Annotated in this window: 10 protein-coding genes and 3 pseudogenes; 9 read left to right on the forward strand and 4 right to left on the reverse strand. The window is 51.4% G+C overall.

Features of this window, described 5'->3' with window-relative positions:
• Nucleotides 1-90: 90 nt before the first annotated feature.
• Both ABDK09_03720 and ABDK09_03725 read right to left on the reverse strand, forming a co-directional pair.
• On the reverse strand, nucleotides 91-1,026 hold the full coding sequence (locus tag ABDK09_03720) for an FAD-binding protein (GenBank protein XAW87380.1): 936 nt from the start codon (nucleotides 1,024-1,026) through the stop codon (nucleotides 91-93).
• Between the two features lie 48 nt (nucleotides 1,027-1,074).
• A complete protein-coding gene (locus tag ABDK09_03725; protein ID XAW87381.1) occupies nucleotides 1,075-1,827 on the reverse strand; it encodes an electron transfer flavoprotein subunit beta/FixA family protein in 753 nt (250 codons plus the stop codon).
• A 214-nt stretch (nucleotides 1,828-2,041) separates the two neighbouring features.
• On the opposite strand from ABDK09_03725, the pseudogene ABDK09_03730 reads away from it, so the two are divergent.
• Nucleotides 2,042-3,725, forward strand: a pseudogene (locus ABDK09_03730) (electron transfer flavoprotein-ubiquinone oxidoreductase).
• 107 nt (nucleotides 3,726-3,832) lie between these two features.
• On the opposite strand, the pseudogene yghU reads toward ABDK09_03730, so the two are convergent.
• Nucleotides 3,833-4,694, reverse strand: a pseudogene (gene yghU, locus ABDK09_03735) (glutathione-dependent disulfide-bond oxidoreductase).
• A 314-nt stretch (nucleotides 4,695-5,008) separates the two neighbouring features.
• On the opposite strand from yghU, the gene ABDK09_03740 reads away from it, so the two are divergent.
• From ABDK09_03740 to ABDK09_03770, 7 genes and pseudogenes are all read left to right on the forward strand, one after another.
• Entirely contained in the window at nucleotides 5,009-6,871 is a 1,863-nt protein-coding gene (locus ABDK09_03740) for a glycoside hydrolase family 3 C-terminal domain-containing protein (GenBank protein ID XAW87382.1), read from the forward strand.
• Nucleotides 6,828-7,466, forward strand: a complete 639-nt coding sequence (locus ABDK09_03745; protein ID XAW87383.1) for a fibronectin type III-like domain-contianing protein — start codon at nucleotides 6,828-6,830, stop codon at nucleotides 7,464-7,466. Before ABDK09_03740 ends, ABDK09_03745 begins: the two co-directional genes overlap by 44 nt.
• Nucleotides 7,467-7,939: 473 nt before the next feature.
• Nucleotides 7,940-8,782, forward strand: coding sequence for a helix-turn-helix transcriptional regulator (locus ABDK09_03750; GenBank protein ID XAW87384.1), 843 nt, complete (start codon nucleotides 7,940-7,942; stop codon nucleotides 8,780-8,782).
• A 156-nt stretch (nucleotides 8,783-8,938) separates the two neighbouring features.
• On the forward strand, nucleotides 8,939-9,796 hold the full coding sequence (locus tag ABDK09_03755; protein XAW87385.1) for an ABC transporter ATP-binding protein: 858 nt from the start codon (nucleotides 8,939-8,941) through the stop codon (nucleotides 9,794-9,796).
• 180 nt (nucleotides 9,797-9,976) lie between these two features.
• On the forward strand, nucleotides 9,977-10,609 hold the full coding sequence (locus ABDK09_03760) for an ATP-binding cassette domain-containing protein (GenBank protein ID XAW88452.1): 633 nt from the start codon (nucleotides 9,977-9,979) through the stop codon (nucleotides 10,607-10,609).
• A gap of 130 nt (nucleotides 10,610-10,739) precedes the next feature.
• Nucleotides 10,740-12,264, forward strand: a pseudogene (locus tag ABDK09_03765) (ABC transporter substrate-binding protein).
• A 14-nt stretch (nucleotides 12,265-12,278) separates the two neighbouring features.
• Nucleotides 12,279-14,099 (forward strand): ABC transporter permease subunit, encoded by a 1,821-nt coding sequence (locus ABDK09_03770; protein ID XAW87386.1) that lies wholly within the window; start codon nucleotides 12,279-12,281, stop codon nucleotides 14,097-14,099.
• 93 nt (nucleotides 14,100-14,192) lie between these two features.
• On the opposite strand, the gene ABDK09_03775 is transcribed toward ABDK09_03770, so the two are convergent.
• A complete protein-coding gene (locus tag ABDK09_03775) occupies nucleotides 14,193-14,750 on the reverse strand; it encodes an XRE family transcriptional regulator (GenBank protein ID XAW87387.1) in 558 nt (185 codons plus the stop codon).
• Nucleotides 14,751-14,953: 203 nt separating this feature from the next.
• Here ABDK09_03775 and ABDK09_03780 point away from each other — a divergent pair, with 203 nt between their 5' ends.
• A complete protein-coding gene (locus ABDK09_03780; protein XAW87388.1) occupies nucleotides 14,954-15,493 on the forward strand; it encodes a LysE family translocator in 540 nt (179 codons plus the stop codon).
• The last annotated feature ends 11 nt before the right edge of the window (nucleotides 15,494-15,504 follow it).

The raw sequence follows: 15,504 nt of genomic DNA on the forward strand, positions 1-15,504 counted from the left end.
ACAAGACCTCAGAACTAAAAATCCCTCTGCACTCCTGTACTCCTGCACTAAAAACACATGCCTGAAAGCACAGAAACTAAGACCAGACAGCTACAAGGCTTCAATCAGTTGCGGCATCACTTCGAACAAGTCACCGACCAGGCCATAGTCCGCCAGCTGAAAAATAGGTGCGTCCGGATCGCTGTTGATAGCAACAATCACTTTAGAGTCTTTCATCCCCGCCACATGCTGAATAGCGCCGGAGATACCGACGGCAATATAGAGTTCAGGGGCGACAATTTTCCCTGTCTGCCCTACCTGCAAGTCGTTCGAAACAAAGCCGGCATCGACCGCCGCTCGCGAAGCGCCGATAGCTCCGCCCAGTTTATCTGCCAACTGTTCCACCAAATTAAACTGCTGCTTACTGCCCAACCCGCGACCACCAGATACAACAACCCGTGCGGAGCCCAGTTGCGGACGTTCACTTTGCGCCTGCTGCCGCTCAACAAATTGGGATTGAGTAGACTTGATGACCTGATCCAGCACGGATACTTGAGCGTTACCGCCTTGGGTCGAAACAGAATCAAACGCAGAGCAGCGAATCGTCATCACTTTAATCGCATCCAGTGATTTGACCCGGCACAGCGCATTCCCGGCATATATCGGGCGCACCACGGTATCGGCAGACTCTATCGCAACCACATCTGAGAGTTGCCCGACATCCAGCAGTGCAGCAACCCGTGGCAGCAGATTTTTACCAAATGTGGTCGCGGGAGCAAGGATATGGCTGTAATCTTTGGCCACATCGGCAATCAATTCGGCCATATTTTCCGCCAGATGGTGCTCATAAACCGCATCGTCTGCCAGCCAGACCGTGTCGATACCCTGGCAAGTGCGCAGCGCCTCAGCAACCGCTTCACAGCCATAACCAATCACCATGACATCAATGTCACTGTGCAGACTTTGTGCGGCTTGCAGGGTTCGTAAGGTATCAACCGCCGGATGCTGATTGTTATGTTCAGCAATCACTAACACTTTATCCTTCATCGTTCGCTCCCGTTTCTTTCACTGATGCAATCGCAAGAGATATCAAGCTTAATCAATCACTTTGGCTTCATTTCTTAGCTTGTCGACCAATTCATCGACCCCGGAGACAAGTATTCCCGCCCTGCGCTGTGGCGGCGACATCACTTCCAGCACTTGCTGATGTTGAGTCACAGTGACACCCAGAGAGTCGGCGGTGAGAACCTCCATCGGTTTGCGCTTGGCTTTCATGATATTAGGTAAGGAGGCATAACGCGGTTCATTGAGGCGTAAATCAGTACTGATGATGGCGGGCAGGTTCAGTTTTAACGTTTCCAGTCCGCCATCAATTTCGCGGGTGACTACAACGTCCGGGCCCTGTACCTGTACGAGTGAAGCAAAGGTACCCTGCGGTCTGCCACTCAGTGCGGCGAGCATCTGCGCCACCTGATTATTGTCGGTATCGATTGATTGTTTGCCCAGCAGAATCAGACCCGGCTGCTCTTTTTCCATGACCGCGTGCAGCAATTTGGCCACTGACAAAGGTTCCATAATCTGTTCGGTTTCGATATGAATCGCGCGGTCAGCGCCCAAAGCCAAAGCGGTGCGCAATTGCTCCTGACACGCTAAAGCGCCGATTGAAACCACCACCACTTCATCGGCGCTGCCAGCTTCGCGCAACCGAATCGCTTCTTCCACGGCTATCTCGCAAAATGGATTGATGGCCATTTTTACGTTGTTGGTTTCGACGCCTGAGCCATCGTTTTTTACTCTTACCTTTACGTAAGCGTCAACGACACGTTTAATCGCAACTAAGACTTTCACATCGCCTCCTTGTGCACTCGATCTTGCATCGGGGTTCTATTTTCGCTGGGAAAAGCTAGCTAATACACTGTTTAATCGTACGTTAAATTCATTATGCCAGCTTTTGTGAAGATGCTAATTTGAGCTTAGTTTAGTTTACGTTTACGTCAACTGAACTATATTTACTCCAAAGGTAAGTAGAGTCATCACGCCGCCATGAAACGAGGACTGGGACATGGAACGAGAATCGATGGAGTTTGATGTAGTCATTGTCGGTGCAGGTCCGGCCGGGTTAGCTTGTGCCTGCCGTCTCGCGCAACTGAGCCAGGAGCAGCAAAGTGAAAGCCGGCCCGGGCTCAGCATCTGTGTGGTGGAAAAAGGCTCAGAAGTCGGTGCCCATATCCTGTCCGGCGCTCTGTTTGAAACCACAGCGCTGGATGAACTGTTTCCGGACTGGGCCAGCCGCCGGGCACCACTTACGACTCCGGTCCGCCATGATGAATTTACTTACCTGGTCACAGAACATAATCATATCCGCCTGCCACGCTTTGTCGTTCCTAAAACCATGCACAACAGTCAGAAAAATTATGTGATTAGTTTGGGGGAATTGTGCCGCTGGCTTGCGGTTCAGGCGGAACAGCTCGGCGTAGAAATCTTTCCCGGCTTTGCCGCTGCAACAATAAACTATGCTGAGAAACGGCGCAGTCACAGGCGTCACCACATCCGATATGGGCCTGGATAAAAATGGCGAGCAAAAACGCAGTTTTGAGCCCGGCATTGAACTCAAAGCCAAATACACCATTTTCGCTGAAGGTGCACGCGGCCACCTTGGCAAAGCCCTGATAGAACGTTTTGATCTCGACCACGGGCGTCAGCCGCAGCATTATGCGCTGGGATTGAAAGAGATCTGGCAACTGCCGGACGATCATCCCCACAACACGCCCGGTTTCGTACTGCATAGCCTTGGCTGGCCGCTCAATGAAACCCATACTACCGGCGGCAGCTTTTTATATCACCTTGGCGACAATAAGGTCGCGATTGGCCTGATCACCGACCTCAACTATCACAACCCGTATCTGAATCCGTTCGAAGAGTTTCAACGCCTCAAACATCACCCTGCAATCAGTCAGTACCTGACCAGCGGGCAGCGCATTGGCTACGGAGCGCGAGCCATCGCAAAAGGCGGACTCAATTCTCTGCCCAAACAGCAGTTTCCCGGCGGAGTGCTGATCGGTTGTGATGCGGGTACACTCAATTTCGCCAAAATAAAGGGCTGCCATACCGCGATGAAATCCGGCATGCTGGCCGCTGAAGCCGTTTTTGCTGCCTGTCAGCAATCCGGCCAATCGCTGACTGAACCGGATTATCAAACCCGCTTCGAATCTTCCTGGCTTTACACCGAACTGGAACAATCACAAAATTTCTGCGCCACTATCCACCGCTATGGCAACCTTGCAGGAGGCGTGATCAACAGCCTGGAGCAGAATGTCTGGGTGCCGCTGTTCAAACGCTCAGCCCCATGGCAGATGGAGGACCCGTTTGCTGATCACGAACGGCTTGTTTGCGTCAGTCACAGCCATCCGATCGATTACCCAAAACCCGATGGTGTACTCAGTTTTGATAAAGCATCCTCTGTCTATTTAACCGCAACACGCCATGAAGAAGATCAGCCGTGCCACCTTAAACTGCGTGACCCGACCATTCCGATTCAGGTTCATCTGGCAAAATATGCCGAACCGGCGCAACGCTACTGCCCGGCCGGAGTGTATGAGGTCATTCAGGTCAATGGACAACCTAAGTTTCAGATTAATGCCGCCAACTGTATCCACTGCAAAACCTGTGACATCAAAGATCCGTCGCAGAACATCAACTGGTGTCCGCCGGAAGGCGGCGGCGGCCCTAACTATCGCAGCATGTGACACCAATACCGTAGCATGTAACACGATTGCCGCATCATGTACCCCTGCTCAAAACACGCTAAGATCAAAAAAGAGAGCCGCAGCTCTCTTTTTACTTTGTTCGGCGTTTACTGAGGCTTTTTGGCCAGTGCCGCATCAATGTCAGCAGCGCTGTGGCGCTCTTCAATGCCTTCCCACTCTTCACCAAATGGTCGGTTAACAATACGGCCGCGCTGAACAGCAGGACGTTGCGCCATCATTTTCGCCCAACGTTGCACGTGCTGATAGCTTTGTACATCAAGGAATTCAGCCGCATCGTAAGAGTTGTTCAGTACCAGGTTACCGTACCAAGGCCAGATAGCGATGTCGGCAATGCTGTACTCTTCACCGGCGATAAAGGTGTGGTTTGCCAGTTGCTTGTCCAGCACATCCAGCTGACGCTTGGCTTCCATCGCGAAACGGTTAATCGGATACTCGAATTTTTCCGGCGCATAGGCGTAGAAGTGCCCAAAACCACCGCCCAGATATGGCGCAGAACCTTGCAGCCAGAACAACCAGTTCATCACCTGCGCACGCGCAGCCAAATCGGCTGGCAGCAGATGACCAAACTTTTCTGCAAGATAGAACAGAATGTTACCCGATTCGAAAACGTTAATCGCAGCATCGCCGGAAACGATCCACCATCGCCGGAATTTTTGAATTCGGGTTAACCGCCACAAATCCGGAACCAAACTGGTCGCCATCACCGATGCGAATCAGAAATGCATCGTATTCGGCTTCTTTGACACCCAGAGCCAGCAGCTCTTCGAGCATGATGGTCACTTTCTGGCCGTTCGGAGTCCCCATGGAGTACAGCTGGATCGGGTGGTCCCCTACCGGTAATTCTTTTTCATGGCGTGCGCCGGAGTCAGGTCGGTTAATACTCGCCCACTGACCGCCGTTTTCGCTGTCCATTGTCCAAACTTTTGGTGGTACATATACGTTAGACATTATGTTTCCTTATTGATGTTGGAGTTCGGCATACACAGATATAGGGGTGACAAGCTCAGATAAAAACCCCTGCGTCTCATTTAGTTAGATCGAATGGTTATGACTTGGTTACACAAAGCATAACCAGAGTCTGTGGCAAACTCTCCACCGATATCACATTTCACAACTCTTCCCCGAAATGTCAAATATTTCTCCCAGATGCAAAGCAAGCCGGCTATGCGATCCCTTAAGGTATGGAGTGAGCACTAAAGAGTACGGAGACCACTCCGCTGACTCGTTTATTCATATGGAATAATAATTAATAAGGAAACACCATGTCTCAATTCAAAACGTTGCCTACATTAGTCACCATCGCAGTTGCCATGGCAGTGTCTGGCACAGCAGTGGCCGCTCCGGCGAAAGACCAGACCCAGATTCAGCAAAGCGGTGTCAAATATCGCAAGAAAGCGGAATCTATGGTGAAAAAACTCAGCCTGAGTGAGAAGCTCGACATCCTGTCGGGGCCTGGCATGGATTTGACCACTTACGAAGGTCAGGACGCAATAAACCTGGATGAAAGTAAAGATGTCAGCGGCGTCGCCGGTTACATCAACGGCGTGAAAAACCGTAAACTGGACATCCCGGCGATTAAGCTGGCTGATGGTCCTGCCGGCCTGCGCATTAATCCGACCCGCGATAATGATGACAGCACGTATTACGCGACTGCATGGCCAATTGGCTCACTGCTCGCTTCAACCTGGGATACCCGCCTGGTTGAGCAGGTTGGTCAGGCCGAAGGTAATGAAGTCAAAGAGTACGGCGTCGACTTTCTGCTCGCTCCGGGGATGAATATCCAGCGTAACCCGCTGTTGGGCCGTAACTTCGAATACTATTCTGAAGATCCGATTGTTTCCGGCCATATTGCCGCCGCCATGGTCAACGGGCTGCAATCGAATCACATCGGTGCCACCATTAAGCATTTTGTCGCCAACAACGCAGAAACCAACCGCTTTTTCAACGACACCATCGCAGACCCGCGTACCCTGCGTGAAATCTATCTGCGCGGCTTCCAGATTGCGGTAGAAGATGCCCAGCCATGGGCGATCATGAGCTCATATAACCTGCTTAACGGGACCTACGTTAACCAGCGTAAAGATGTCATGACCGATATCCTGCGCGGCGAATGGGGCTTTAAAGGCTTGGCGATGTCTGACTGGTTTGCCGGCAACGTCTCCGGTTTGACCAGCGACTTTACCGGTGATGTCGGCCGCGATGTCGAATCAGCGGCAAAACAGGTCAGTGCCGGCAACGATTTGATCGAACCGGGCGGTGTAAAAGCCGATCTGGCAGCATCTTACGCGGCGGGCACACTGAGCATGGAAGCGATCGACAACAGTGTCGTCGCCATTCTGACTCAGGTACAGAAAACCCCGTCCTACCTGAACTACTCCTACTCGAATCAACCGGATTTGGATGCGCACGCCGAGCTCGCTCGTCAGGCTGCAGCGGAAGGTATGGTACTGCTTAAAAACAGTAATGCTGCCCTGCCGCTCTCTTCTGGTGCCAAAGTCGCTTCATTCGGCACCACGCAGATCAACACGCTTAAAGGCGGGACCGGTAGTGGTGATGTCAACGCCGCCTACATTGCTCACATTGCCCCGGCTCTGGAAGAGAAGTTTGAGGTCAATAGTGAACTAACGGATTACTACACGACCTATTTTGCCGAGAATAAGCAGACCAACGATGCTCTGATCGGCGGATATGAATTTTGCGAAGAACCACCGGTCGGCGAACAGTTACAAAGTCTGGTCGACGCCGCCGCGCAAAACGATGATGCTGCAGTTATCACCATCGGACGCCAGGCGGGTGAAGGCGGCGATCGCACCAATACGCGCGGTGATTACCTGCTGACCGACGAAGAGCTGCAGATCATCAACGCTGTCTCAGCGGCTTTCCACGCAGAAGGCAAACCGGTGACCGTCGTGCTTAACGTCAACGGGGTGGTCGATAGCACTGAATGGTCAGATAAAGTCGACTCCATTCTGCTGGCATACATGGGCGGTCAGGAGACCGGTCATGCGATCGCGGATATTCTGGCAGGTGATGTCAATCCAAGCGGTAAACTCGCGCAAACCATGCCAAAATCCTACAGTGATGTCCCATCGGCGGAGACGTTTCCCGGGTACGGACATCGATAATGACGGATTAGTTGATGAGTCACATTACAACGAAGGGATTTATGTCGGCTACCGCTACTACACGTCGTTCGATGTCGATACCGCTTATCCGTTCGGCTATGGTATGTCTTACACTAACTTTGAATACCGTCACCCGACGGTGGTTGCCAACACCCTCGGCCGTAAAGGTAAAAAAGGCGGTTTGATTCAGCTCTCAGCTACCATCCATAACTCTGGTGATGTCGCGGGTAAAGAAGCGGCTCAGGTCTATGTCAGCGCCCCACAGGGCAAACTGGATAAACCTGTTATTGAGCTGAAAGCATTCGCGAAGACTTCGCTATTACAGCCTGGTCAGAATGCGAAACTGGCGTTTAATATCCCTGCCCGCGATTTGGCCAGCTTTGACGCCAGCCGCAACGAGTGGATTATTGAGCCAGGTACTTATCAGGTCTACATCGCTCCGTCTTCAGACGTTAATGGCAAGCTAAACGGCACAGCAACCGCACCGGTAACGTTTACCGTCAGCAAGGAGATTGTCGTAAGCGAGACCACGCCAGGCGCGCTGGCTCTGCCGCAAGGTGTGACCACAGCAGGGCTCATCACAGTCGCCAAGTAATGACTTGTATAAAACGCGACCGCTCGTACAAAATATCACTTGTACCAAGAGTCAGTTAAAAATAGTAACGTAGTCATTAACCGTTGCTCATTTTCTAAAAGCCCGCTTGCGGGCTTTTTGTCTTATTAATATGAGGAAAATTAAAAGTTTATGTATCAAACAGGAGACGTTTAGTAACAAGAATATTGCCTGACATTATTTTTTGAATAGACATCACCAATTCATATTCCTTTACAAATAAAACCATAAAGACTGATATAATCATGCCTGATGATGTTGACTCATTTATATGGACATAAAAGGGTGGATGATGAATAGCAGTGTATCGAGCTCATTAACTTTTGGTATATTAAGCCAACTATCCCAACTTGGTATTGATAATGATATTATTATTGAAAAGTGTGATATTAATCGTTATGAACTCAACAAAAAACATGGCCGTATCAGCAGCCAGGCCCATTACGCACTGTTAGATGAATGTCACCCTTATCAGAAAACGTTTCTTTGCGCATTCCGGACTCGAGAACGCCTATTCCCTGTTTCCTGAACTGTTCAGCTTATGCTGCAATGAAGCGTCATTAGCCGATGCCATCAGGTCTTACGTACGATATCGTCCTTTGATCGGCAGTTGCGACCTGTGCGAGGTTGAGGTCACGCCCAACGGCCTGAAAGTAGGTTATACCGATCAAGGGCCAAATCAAATGGTCTCCAGTGCTGTGTCTAATTTTGCATTTCTGCATGACATCAGCAGCCAGTACCTGGTCAATTTTCAGGCAGAAATAGGGTTCATTCATAATAACAACATCCCGGAAAAAATGATTAACCGCCGTTTTGGTACGAAATGCTTATTTGGAACCAGTCACAACTATTTTATTATCCGTTCCCCTCTGGTCAACCAGACCAATGAATTATTTAATCAGCGCTTGTATCAGTTACAGCGACGCACTGTGGATAATATTCATCAAACGATTCAATCATCTTCATTCTCGGCCAGCATTGAAAATATTATCGCCACTTTGATGACCCAACATAACCTGACTTGTGGTCACAGTACGTTAAATAAAGTCTGTGAATATCTGCGTATGAGTCGCTGGACATTAAATAATAAACTGAGTAATGAAAATCAATGTTTCACCGATCTTTATAACAAAGTTCGTCTCAATAAAGCGGTTGTTTTGCTGACTGAAACCAACAAAAGTATGAGTGAGATCAGCGAATTGACCCGTTTTTCCTCTCAGTCGGTGTTTTCTCGCTTTTTCCGTACTCAAACTAACATGTCGCCGATTCAGTTCAGAAAACAGGCTCAACAGCCCTAGAACGAGGCTGCACGCTGACTTTTAGGAAAGACAGTATCTCTTCATCACGATTCATAATCTGAAAAAACAACAGAAAGCTTTCTCATTCGTCTTTGTTTTGTTATGTTATTACATAACGCAACGAAATAATGAGACGGCCCGGCTATGCTGCGAAGCTTGAATAAAAGAAAATGTATCCTGGATATCAAAGACTTATCAATTAAAATTGATGGGTCCGAGCTGGTCAGTGACATCAGTCTGCAACTTTATGAAGGCGAACGTGTTTGCCTGTTGGGCGCATCAGGTTCGGGCAAATCGCTGACGGCCAAAGCTATCAGCGGAACTCTGGCCCCGTACTGCAAAGTTGAGGGGAATATCCATTTTAATGGTGAACTGGTGACAACCCTGCCAGTCCTTGGCCGTCCGTCCAATGCACGTGTGGCAACCGTATTCCAGGATACATTCAGCGCACTGAACCCGCTGATGAGCGTCGGTAAACAACTGGCGCTCAGCACCAATATTCATACACAGCAAGCTTTGCTGCCGTTGCTCAAGCAGATGCAGCTCATCCCGGCCGATGACAGTGAGCAATCGACTGTTGAGGATAAAGCCCTGCTCAATCGCTTACCCTCAGAGCTTTCCGGTGGCCAGCGTCAGCGCCTGTGTATTGCCTTCGCTTTGTTGAGTGGTTCCAACCTGCTGGTTGCCGATGAACCGACTACCGCGCTGGATGTCATCAATCAAAAACAAGTCATCGAGCTGCTGCAACAGTGTTGTGGTGAGGATGCCTGTCAGCATCCGGAGCAATTGCACAGCCGCCGTTTATCGCTGTTGTTCATTACCCACGACATCAACGTAGCGGCCCAGTTATGTGAACGGGGAATCGTGATGCACAACGGACGCATTGTCGAAGCCGGAACCATGCATCAGTTGTTGACTCAACCTGAACACGAATACACCCGTAGCCTGGTACGCGCCGCCAATCAAGTCATTGACTGGAATGATCAATTTACATCAGAGGTCAAAAGCGCATGAGCGTCTCCGTTATTGCCTCCGCCCCTTTTCTGCGCCTGAACGATTTGAGCTATACCGTCCGCCAGTCCGGAGTGGTACGTCACATCATTCGCGACCTTAATTTAGCGATCGGCCAACACGAAACGCATTGCGCTGGTCGGTGAATCCGGCAGCGGGAAATCAACCCTGCTAAAACTCATTCTGGGACTCGCATTACCGCAAAACGGCGATGTCCGGTGCGAAAGTGAGTCATTGCGCCACAGATCCTGGAAGGCGATGAAAGCCTACCGCCGACTGGTGCAATACATTCCGCAAGATCCACACACTTCCCTGCCACCGCAGCAAAGTGTCGCTCGCTTGCTGGCTGAACCGGTCAAGAGACTGGGTCTGGGCAACGCCGATCAGGCGATGCTGGAACAGGCAGTACGCCAGGTTGAGTTACCCCCGGAGATCCTGCAGCGCAAAGCGGCTGAATTATCCGGGGGTCAGGCACAGCGTATCGCGCTAGCGCGAGCCCTGATTGTGAAACCTAAATTCCTGCTGGCTGATGAACCGACCAGTGGCCTGGATCTGCCTTTGCGAGAGCAGATGAAAGCTCTGCTGCGCAGCGTATGTCAGCAAAATGGCATGGGGTTGCTGGTTGTGACTCACGATATCTCGATGGCATCCGGCCTGTGTGATCGCATGTTAGTTATGCATCAGGGGCACATTGTTGAAGACCGGATGACAGCAGACCTGCTGGCGAGTCCGGTGACACAGCACACGCAGAGGCTGCTTGATGCCGTGCCGCAAATTAATTTAAGTCATCTGGCTTCACAGGCGCACGCACTGTGACGTTATTAAATTCCGATTCGATTTTTATAAACACACTTTTTTGTAAAAACACTTTTTCAAACAATTAGCGTCAACACAATCGTCATCAACGCGATTGTCCGCCAATTCATATTTAAGGATATTCTGCTTCATGAAACCGCTCAAATCCTGGCTCGGGCTGGCTATGTCCGTTTCTCTGCTCTCGGGCTGCTTTGATTCTGAACAACCGCACCAGACCAACAGCGAAAACTCGGCTCAATCCGCTCGCATTAAGTTAGCCATGCTGCTTCCTCCGCGTTCCGGCCTGACCCCGCTCAGCGACGACGCATTTAAATTGTCTCGCTGGAGCACCGCTGAAACTCTGGTCATTCTCGATCAGGAAGGCAATCTTGCGCCGGCCCTCGCCACCCAGTGGGAACAGCTGAGTCCGACAACCTGGCGCTTCCAGCTGCGCTCTGACGTGACATTTCATGATCACACACCGTTGACGGCCAAAGCGGTGGTCAACGCGTTAAGCACCGCAACCAATGCAATGCCGAAACCGCGCATTCTGGATGGCGTAACACTGCAAATCCGTGCTGATGGAGAGCACGCTGTGATCATCACCAGTGAAATACCGGATCCTTTGCTGGCTCAGCGACTGACCAGCCCGCAACTTTCGATTCTCGCACTCAGTGCATATGGCGAAAACGGTGTAATTAATCCGGTGCTGGCGGGAACCGGGCCATTTATACTGACCGGCGTCAACGGGACCAGTTCAGCGACATTAGACCGCAACCCTGATTATTGGGGTGAACCGGCACAGGCAGAAGGTATCGATGTCAGCTTTGTTCCCGATGGTCTGGCCCGCTCTTCAGCGCTACGTACTCATTCCGCCGATATCGTCGAAGCGATTCCGGTTTCTCAGGCACCGTTACTGGATCAGTCTTTGATTCACGAAGTGCCAATGCCCCGTACCAACACTTTATATCTCAATACTCGTCACGGGGTAATGCAGGATCCGGCCATGCGCGCCGCCGCGCGCGATGCCATCAACCGGGCTCAAATCGTGGACAACGTTTACGAAAAACGGGCCGATATTGCACAAGGCTTACTGGGACCAGCGCTGCCGTGGGCCGCGAAACTGCGTCAGCCAGTCACCAACCCGACCCCAGCAGCCCAACCTGAAGGTGCGCATATCACCCTGGCTACGTTTACTGATCGCACCGAACTACCTGAGGTCGCCGTGTACCTGGCTCAGCAACTTAAAGATGCCGGTTTTACGGTAGAGCAGGTGGTGCGTGAATATTCACAGATTGAGTCTGACGCACTGGCCGGTAAATTTGATGCCTTCATTCTTTCCCGCGCTACCGTGCTCGACTCCGGCGACCCGGTTGCTTACATGTACAGTGATTTCAGCTGTGCAGGCTCATTTAATATCGCGCAGCTTTGCCAAAAGGATATCGATAAAGCACTGCAGCACGCAGCCTCGCTATCTGCCGGACCAGAAACGTCAGCAGGCAATCATGGACGCGGAGCGCCTGATCCTCGCCAGTGATGCTGCAATTCCTATGCTGCACGAGCGCGTTATCCAGGGTGAATCTGAGCGAGTAAGAGCAGCAGTGCGTGATCCGCGTGAGCGCACACTGGTCAGCAATCAGACCTACCTGGTGTCTGACCAACAGACCATGCAATAAGGTAGCGGCTATCTATGACTGAAAGTGTTGTTCAGCGCAGCCCGGATAACGGGCTTCGCTTTCGACGGCCACGCCTGAGCGGTCTGCTTGATCGGTGTTTCCGACGGTCTCGTGCCGGTTCAAGGATTGTCACTATCGGTTCACGCATCGTCACTCTGTGCGGCGTAGTGTTGCTGGTCGCACTCTTGCCCTGGCTGTCAGGCCAGGATCCGGCACTGGCGCTGCTGCGTGCCCGCTCTGCTGAACAAAATCCCAGCCAGGAGGCTCTGCAGGCGATTCGTGAATCACTTGGTCTGGATCAAGGGCCAATGACTTTAATGTGGCACTGGCTGCAAAGCTTGTTACAAGGCAATCCCGGTGTCTCCTGGGTGTCGGGACGACCGATTCTGGATGGTATGCTCAGCGCGGCCAGCGTGTCGCTGACGCTGATGGGCCTGGCATTAGTTGGCGCCTTTGCGATCGCCTTATGCCTGACCATACCGACCATCCACCAGGGGCTGCGCGGTAAAGCCTATCGCAGCAGCGGAACACTGGCCGTTGCCATGACGGCATTACCGGAGTTCTTACTGGCTTCGATACTTTTACTGGTCGGTGCGGTTTGGTTGCGGTGGCTGCCGCCCTTTGGCTGGCAAGGCTTTAGCTATGCCATTCTTCCGGCTTTATCACTGGCTATTCCGGCTGGCGGATATCTGGGAAGACTGCTGTCAGATGCCATTACTCAGGTATTTACCGAGCCCTGGGTTTCTACCTGGAGCGTTGCCGGTATCAGCCGTTTTAATATCACCTTAGCCGTGATTAAACGCGCCCTGACCACAGTACTGCCGATGATTGGCCTGGTCATGGTATCGCTGACCGGCGGCGCCATCGCGGTGGAAAAAGTATTCGCAATTCCGGGTCTGGGCCGGGCAACGCTGGGCGCAGCCATCGCTAAGGATGTACCCACATTACAGTTTGGTATTTTATTGATTTTGCTGTTTGCTTTTGTCGTCGGCATCAGCGTGAATCTGCTTAAAGCATTACTGCTTGGCCGTGCCCTGAATCAGGGCGCGATGCCAATGCCCAAAGAGTCGGACGTCACCATCAGCCAAAGTACGCGCTGGTTACCTCTGCTCTGTCTGGCCTTTCTGGCAGCGGTGATGTTGTTCGGTTTAGGACGGGACCCTTACAATATCGCTTTTATGCGACTTGAATCTCCGTCTTTGGCTCTGCCGTTTGGAGCCGATGCCATGGGGCGTGATCTGCTTGCTCGAGTCGCCCATGGCAGCCTTTATACCTGCCTGCTTTCCGTGACAGTGTCACTACTTTGTCTGGTAATAGGCTTTATCATCGGCCAGTGGCCACGCCTGATGTGCGGACCGATTGAAGTGGCGAACGCCCTTCCGCCAGTCATCAGCGGCCTTTTGATCGCCGCCGTTTATGGCCCGGGACTATTTGGAGCAACGCTGGCTGTGGTACTGGTGAGTTGGGCGCCGCTCGCCGCACACGCGGCCGCGCTGACCACCGAAGTTAAAGCAAGGCCGTATATCCAGATGCTGCCACTGATTGGGGTCGGCGTGATAAGACGCAATCTGTGTTATGTGCTTCCGGCGGTGGTTAAACCATTGCTGCGACACGCCATGCTACGTGTTCCCGGCCTGGCGCTGGCGCTGGCTTCACTCGGTTTTCTCGGTCTTGGCGCTATGCCGCCAAGTCCTGAATGGGGCCGGATTCTGGCTGAAGGCATGCCATACATTGAACGCAGCTACTGGGTGGTGCTTGCGCCGTCGCTGGCATTAATCGTATTGTCGGTATTTGCGGTCAGCGCGACTAACGTCTTTAGCCACAAGCGGCATTAACCGCCGGCACTGCAACATCAATCTCTAAGTCCGGTTTGTCAGTAGCAATACCGGACTTTTTCACTGTACCGCGAACAATGAATCTTGAACAATTTAACGGTATTCGGAGACCAGCATCGCACTGGTGCCCTCTTCCAGAGCTTCGAATATATGCGGCTGATCAGCGGCATACACCATATAGTCGCCTTGCTTTAATTCATACTCTTCACCGATTGGCCCAAGTCTGGCTGTCCCCCGGGTAATCAACACATGCTCAACGACACCATTATTATGTGCTGCTGAAATATGTGGCTGTCCCGGTTTGGCTTCCACCTGATAAATATCACGGCTGACGTTTGGCGGACAGGCAGCCAACAATGTCGCCTGATAGTTTTCACTTTGCGACACCACCGTCATCCCTTCCCCATAACGCACTACTTTCGTTACCTGCTTAGGCTCTTCCAGTAAGCGTGAAAACGGAATATCCAGCACCACACAGATGGCCCACAGGGTTTCAATACTGGGATTGCCTGAGCCGTTTTCCAATTGCGATAAGGTTGACTTGGCTATGTTTGCACGCCGGGCAACTTCGGCAATACTCAAGCCAGCATTCTGTCTTTCAGACTTTAATTTGGCAGCAATCTCGGCAATTGGTGGCTGGTTTGCGCTCATAACTCATAATTATCCTGTTTTGTTCAGACTCTGACTTTGGGGTTGTTCATTAAATTGGTCAAACGTTTTGTTTGACAAACGATGCAACGCTGTCCAATATCACTTTATCGTTTTTTATATCGAACGTTTATGCGATAAATAATTCATCATAGCATAACGCTACCGCACCGTTACCATCTGCCAGCAAGGAAGTACATTCATCTATGGAATACATTTTATCTGTGGTGCTGTTCGCCATCTCCTCTTCCGTCACTCCGGGGCCTAACAATATCATGGTGATGACATCCGGGCTTAACTTTGGCGTGCGCAGGAGTCTGCCTTTACTTGGCGGAATTTGTCTTGGCTTTGCCCTGATGCTGCTGATGGTCGGGCTGGGGTTTGCTCAACTGTTCAGTCTGTTTCCCAGCCTGTCGATGCTGGTGAAGGTTGTCGGTACTCTTTATTTACTCTACCTCGCCTGGCTGATCGCAATCAGCCGTGACGTAGGCCAGAGCTCGAGCCATACACAGCCATTTGGTTTTATCAAAGGCGCGCTGTTTCAGTGGGTCAATGCCAAAGCCTGGGTCGTTGCTATCGGGGCCATTTCCGCTTTTACCACCGTTGGCGAACAGTTTGCGCTGCAGAAACCTGACCATAGCCACGACCTTTCTTATTGTCTCATTTCCATGCGTCGGGGTTTGGCTGCTGTTTGGCTCGCTGCTGAGACGTTACCTGTCCGACAGCCGATATTTACGTGGCTTTAACCTGACGATGG

Source organism: Vibrio sp. CDRSL-10 TSBA, assembly GCA_039696685.1.
Lineage (GTDB): Bacteria > Pseudomonadota > Gammaproteobacteria > Enterobacterales > Vibrionaceae > Vibrio.

Coding starts and splice junctions, on each gene's coding strand:
- ABDK09_03750 (XAW87384.1), top strand. CDS start 7,940: ATGAATGTCACCCTTATCAGAAAACGTTTCTTTGCGCATTCCGGACTC.
- ABDK09_03740 (XAW87382.1), top strand. CDS start 5,009: ATGTCTCAATTCAAAACGTTGCCTACATTAGTCACCATCGCAGTTGCC.
- ABDK09_03745 (XAW87383.1), top strand. CDS start 6,828: ATGTCCCATCGGCGGAGACGTTTCCCGGGTACGGACATCGATAATGAC.
- ABDK09_03770 (XAW87386.1), top strand. CDS start 12,279: ATGACTGAAAGTGTTGTTCAGCGCAGCCCGGATAACGGGCTTCGCTTT.
- ABDK09_03775 (XAW87387.1), bottom strand. CDS start 14,750: ATGAGCGCAAACCAGCCACCAATTGCCGAGATTGCTGCCAAATTAAAG.
- ABDK09_03720 (XAW87380.1), bottom strand. CDS start 1,026: ATGAAGGATAAAGTGTTAGTGATTGCTGAACATAACAATCAGCATCCG.
- ABDK09_03780 (XAW87388.1), top strand. CDS start 14,954: ATGGAATACATTTTATCTGTGGTGCTGTTCGCCATCTCCTCTTCCGTC.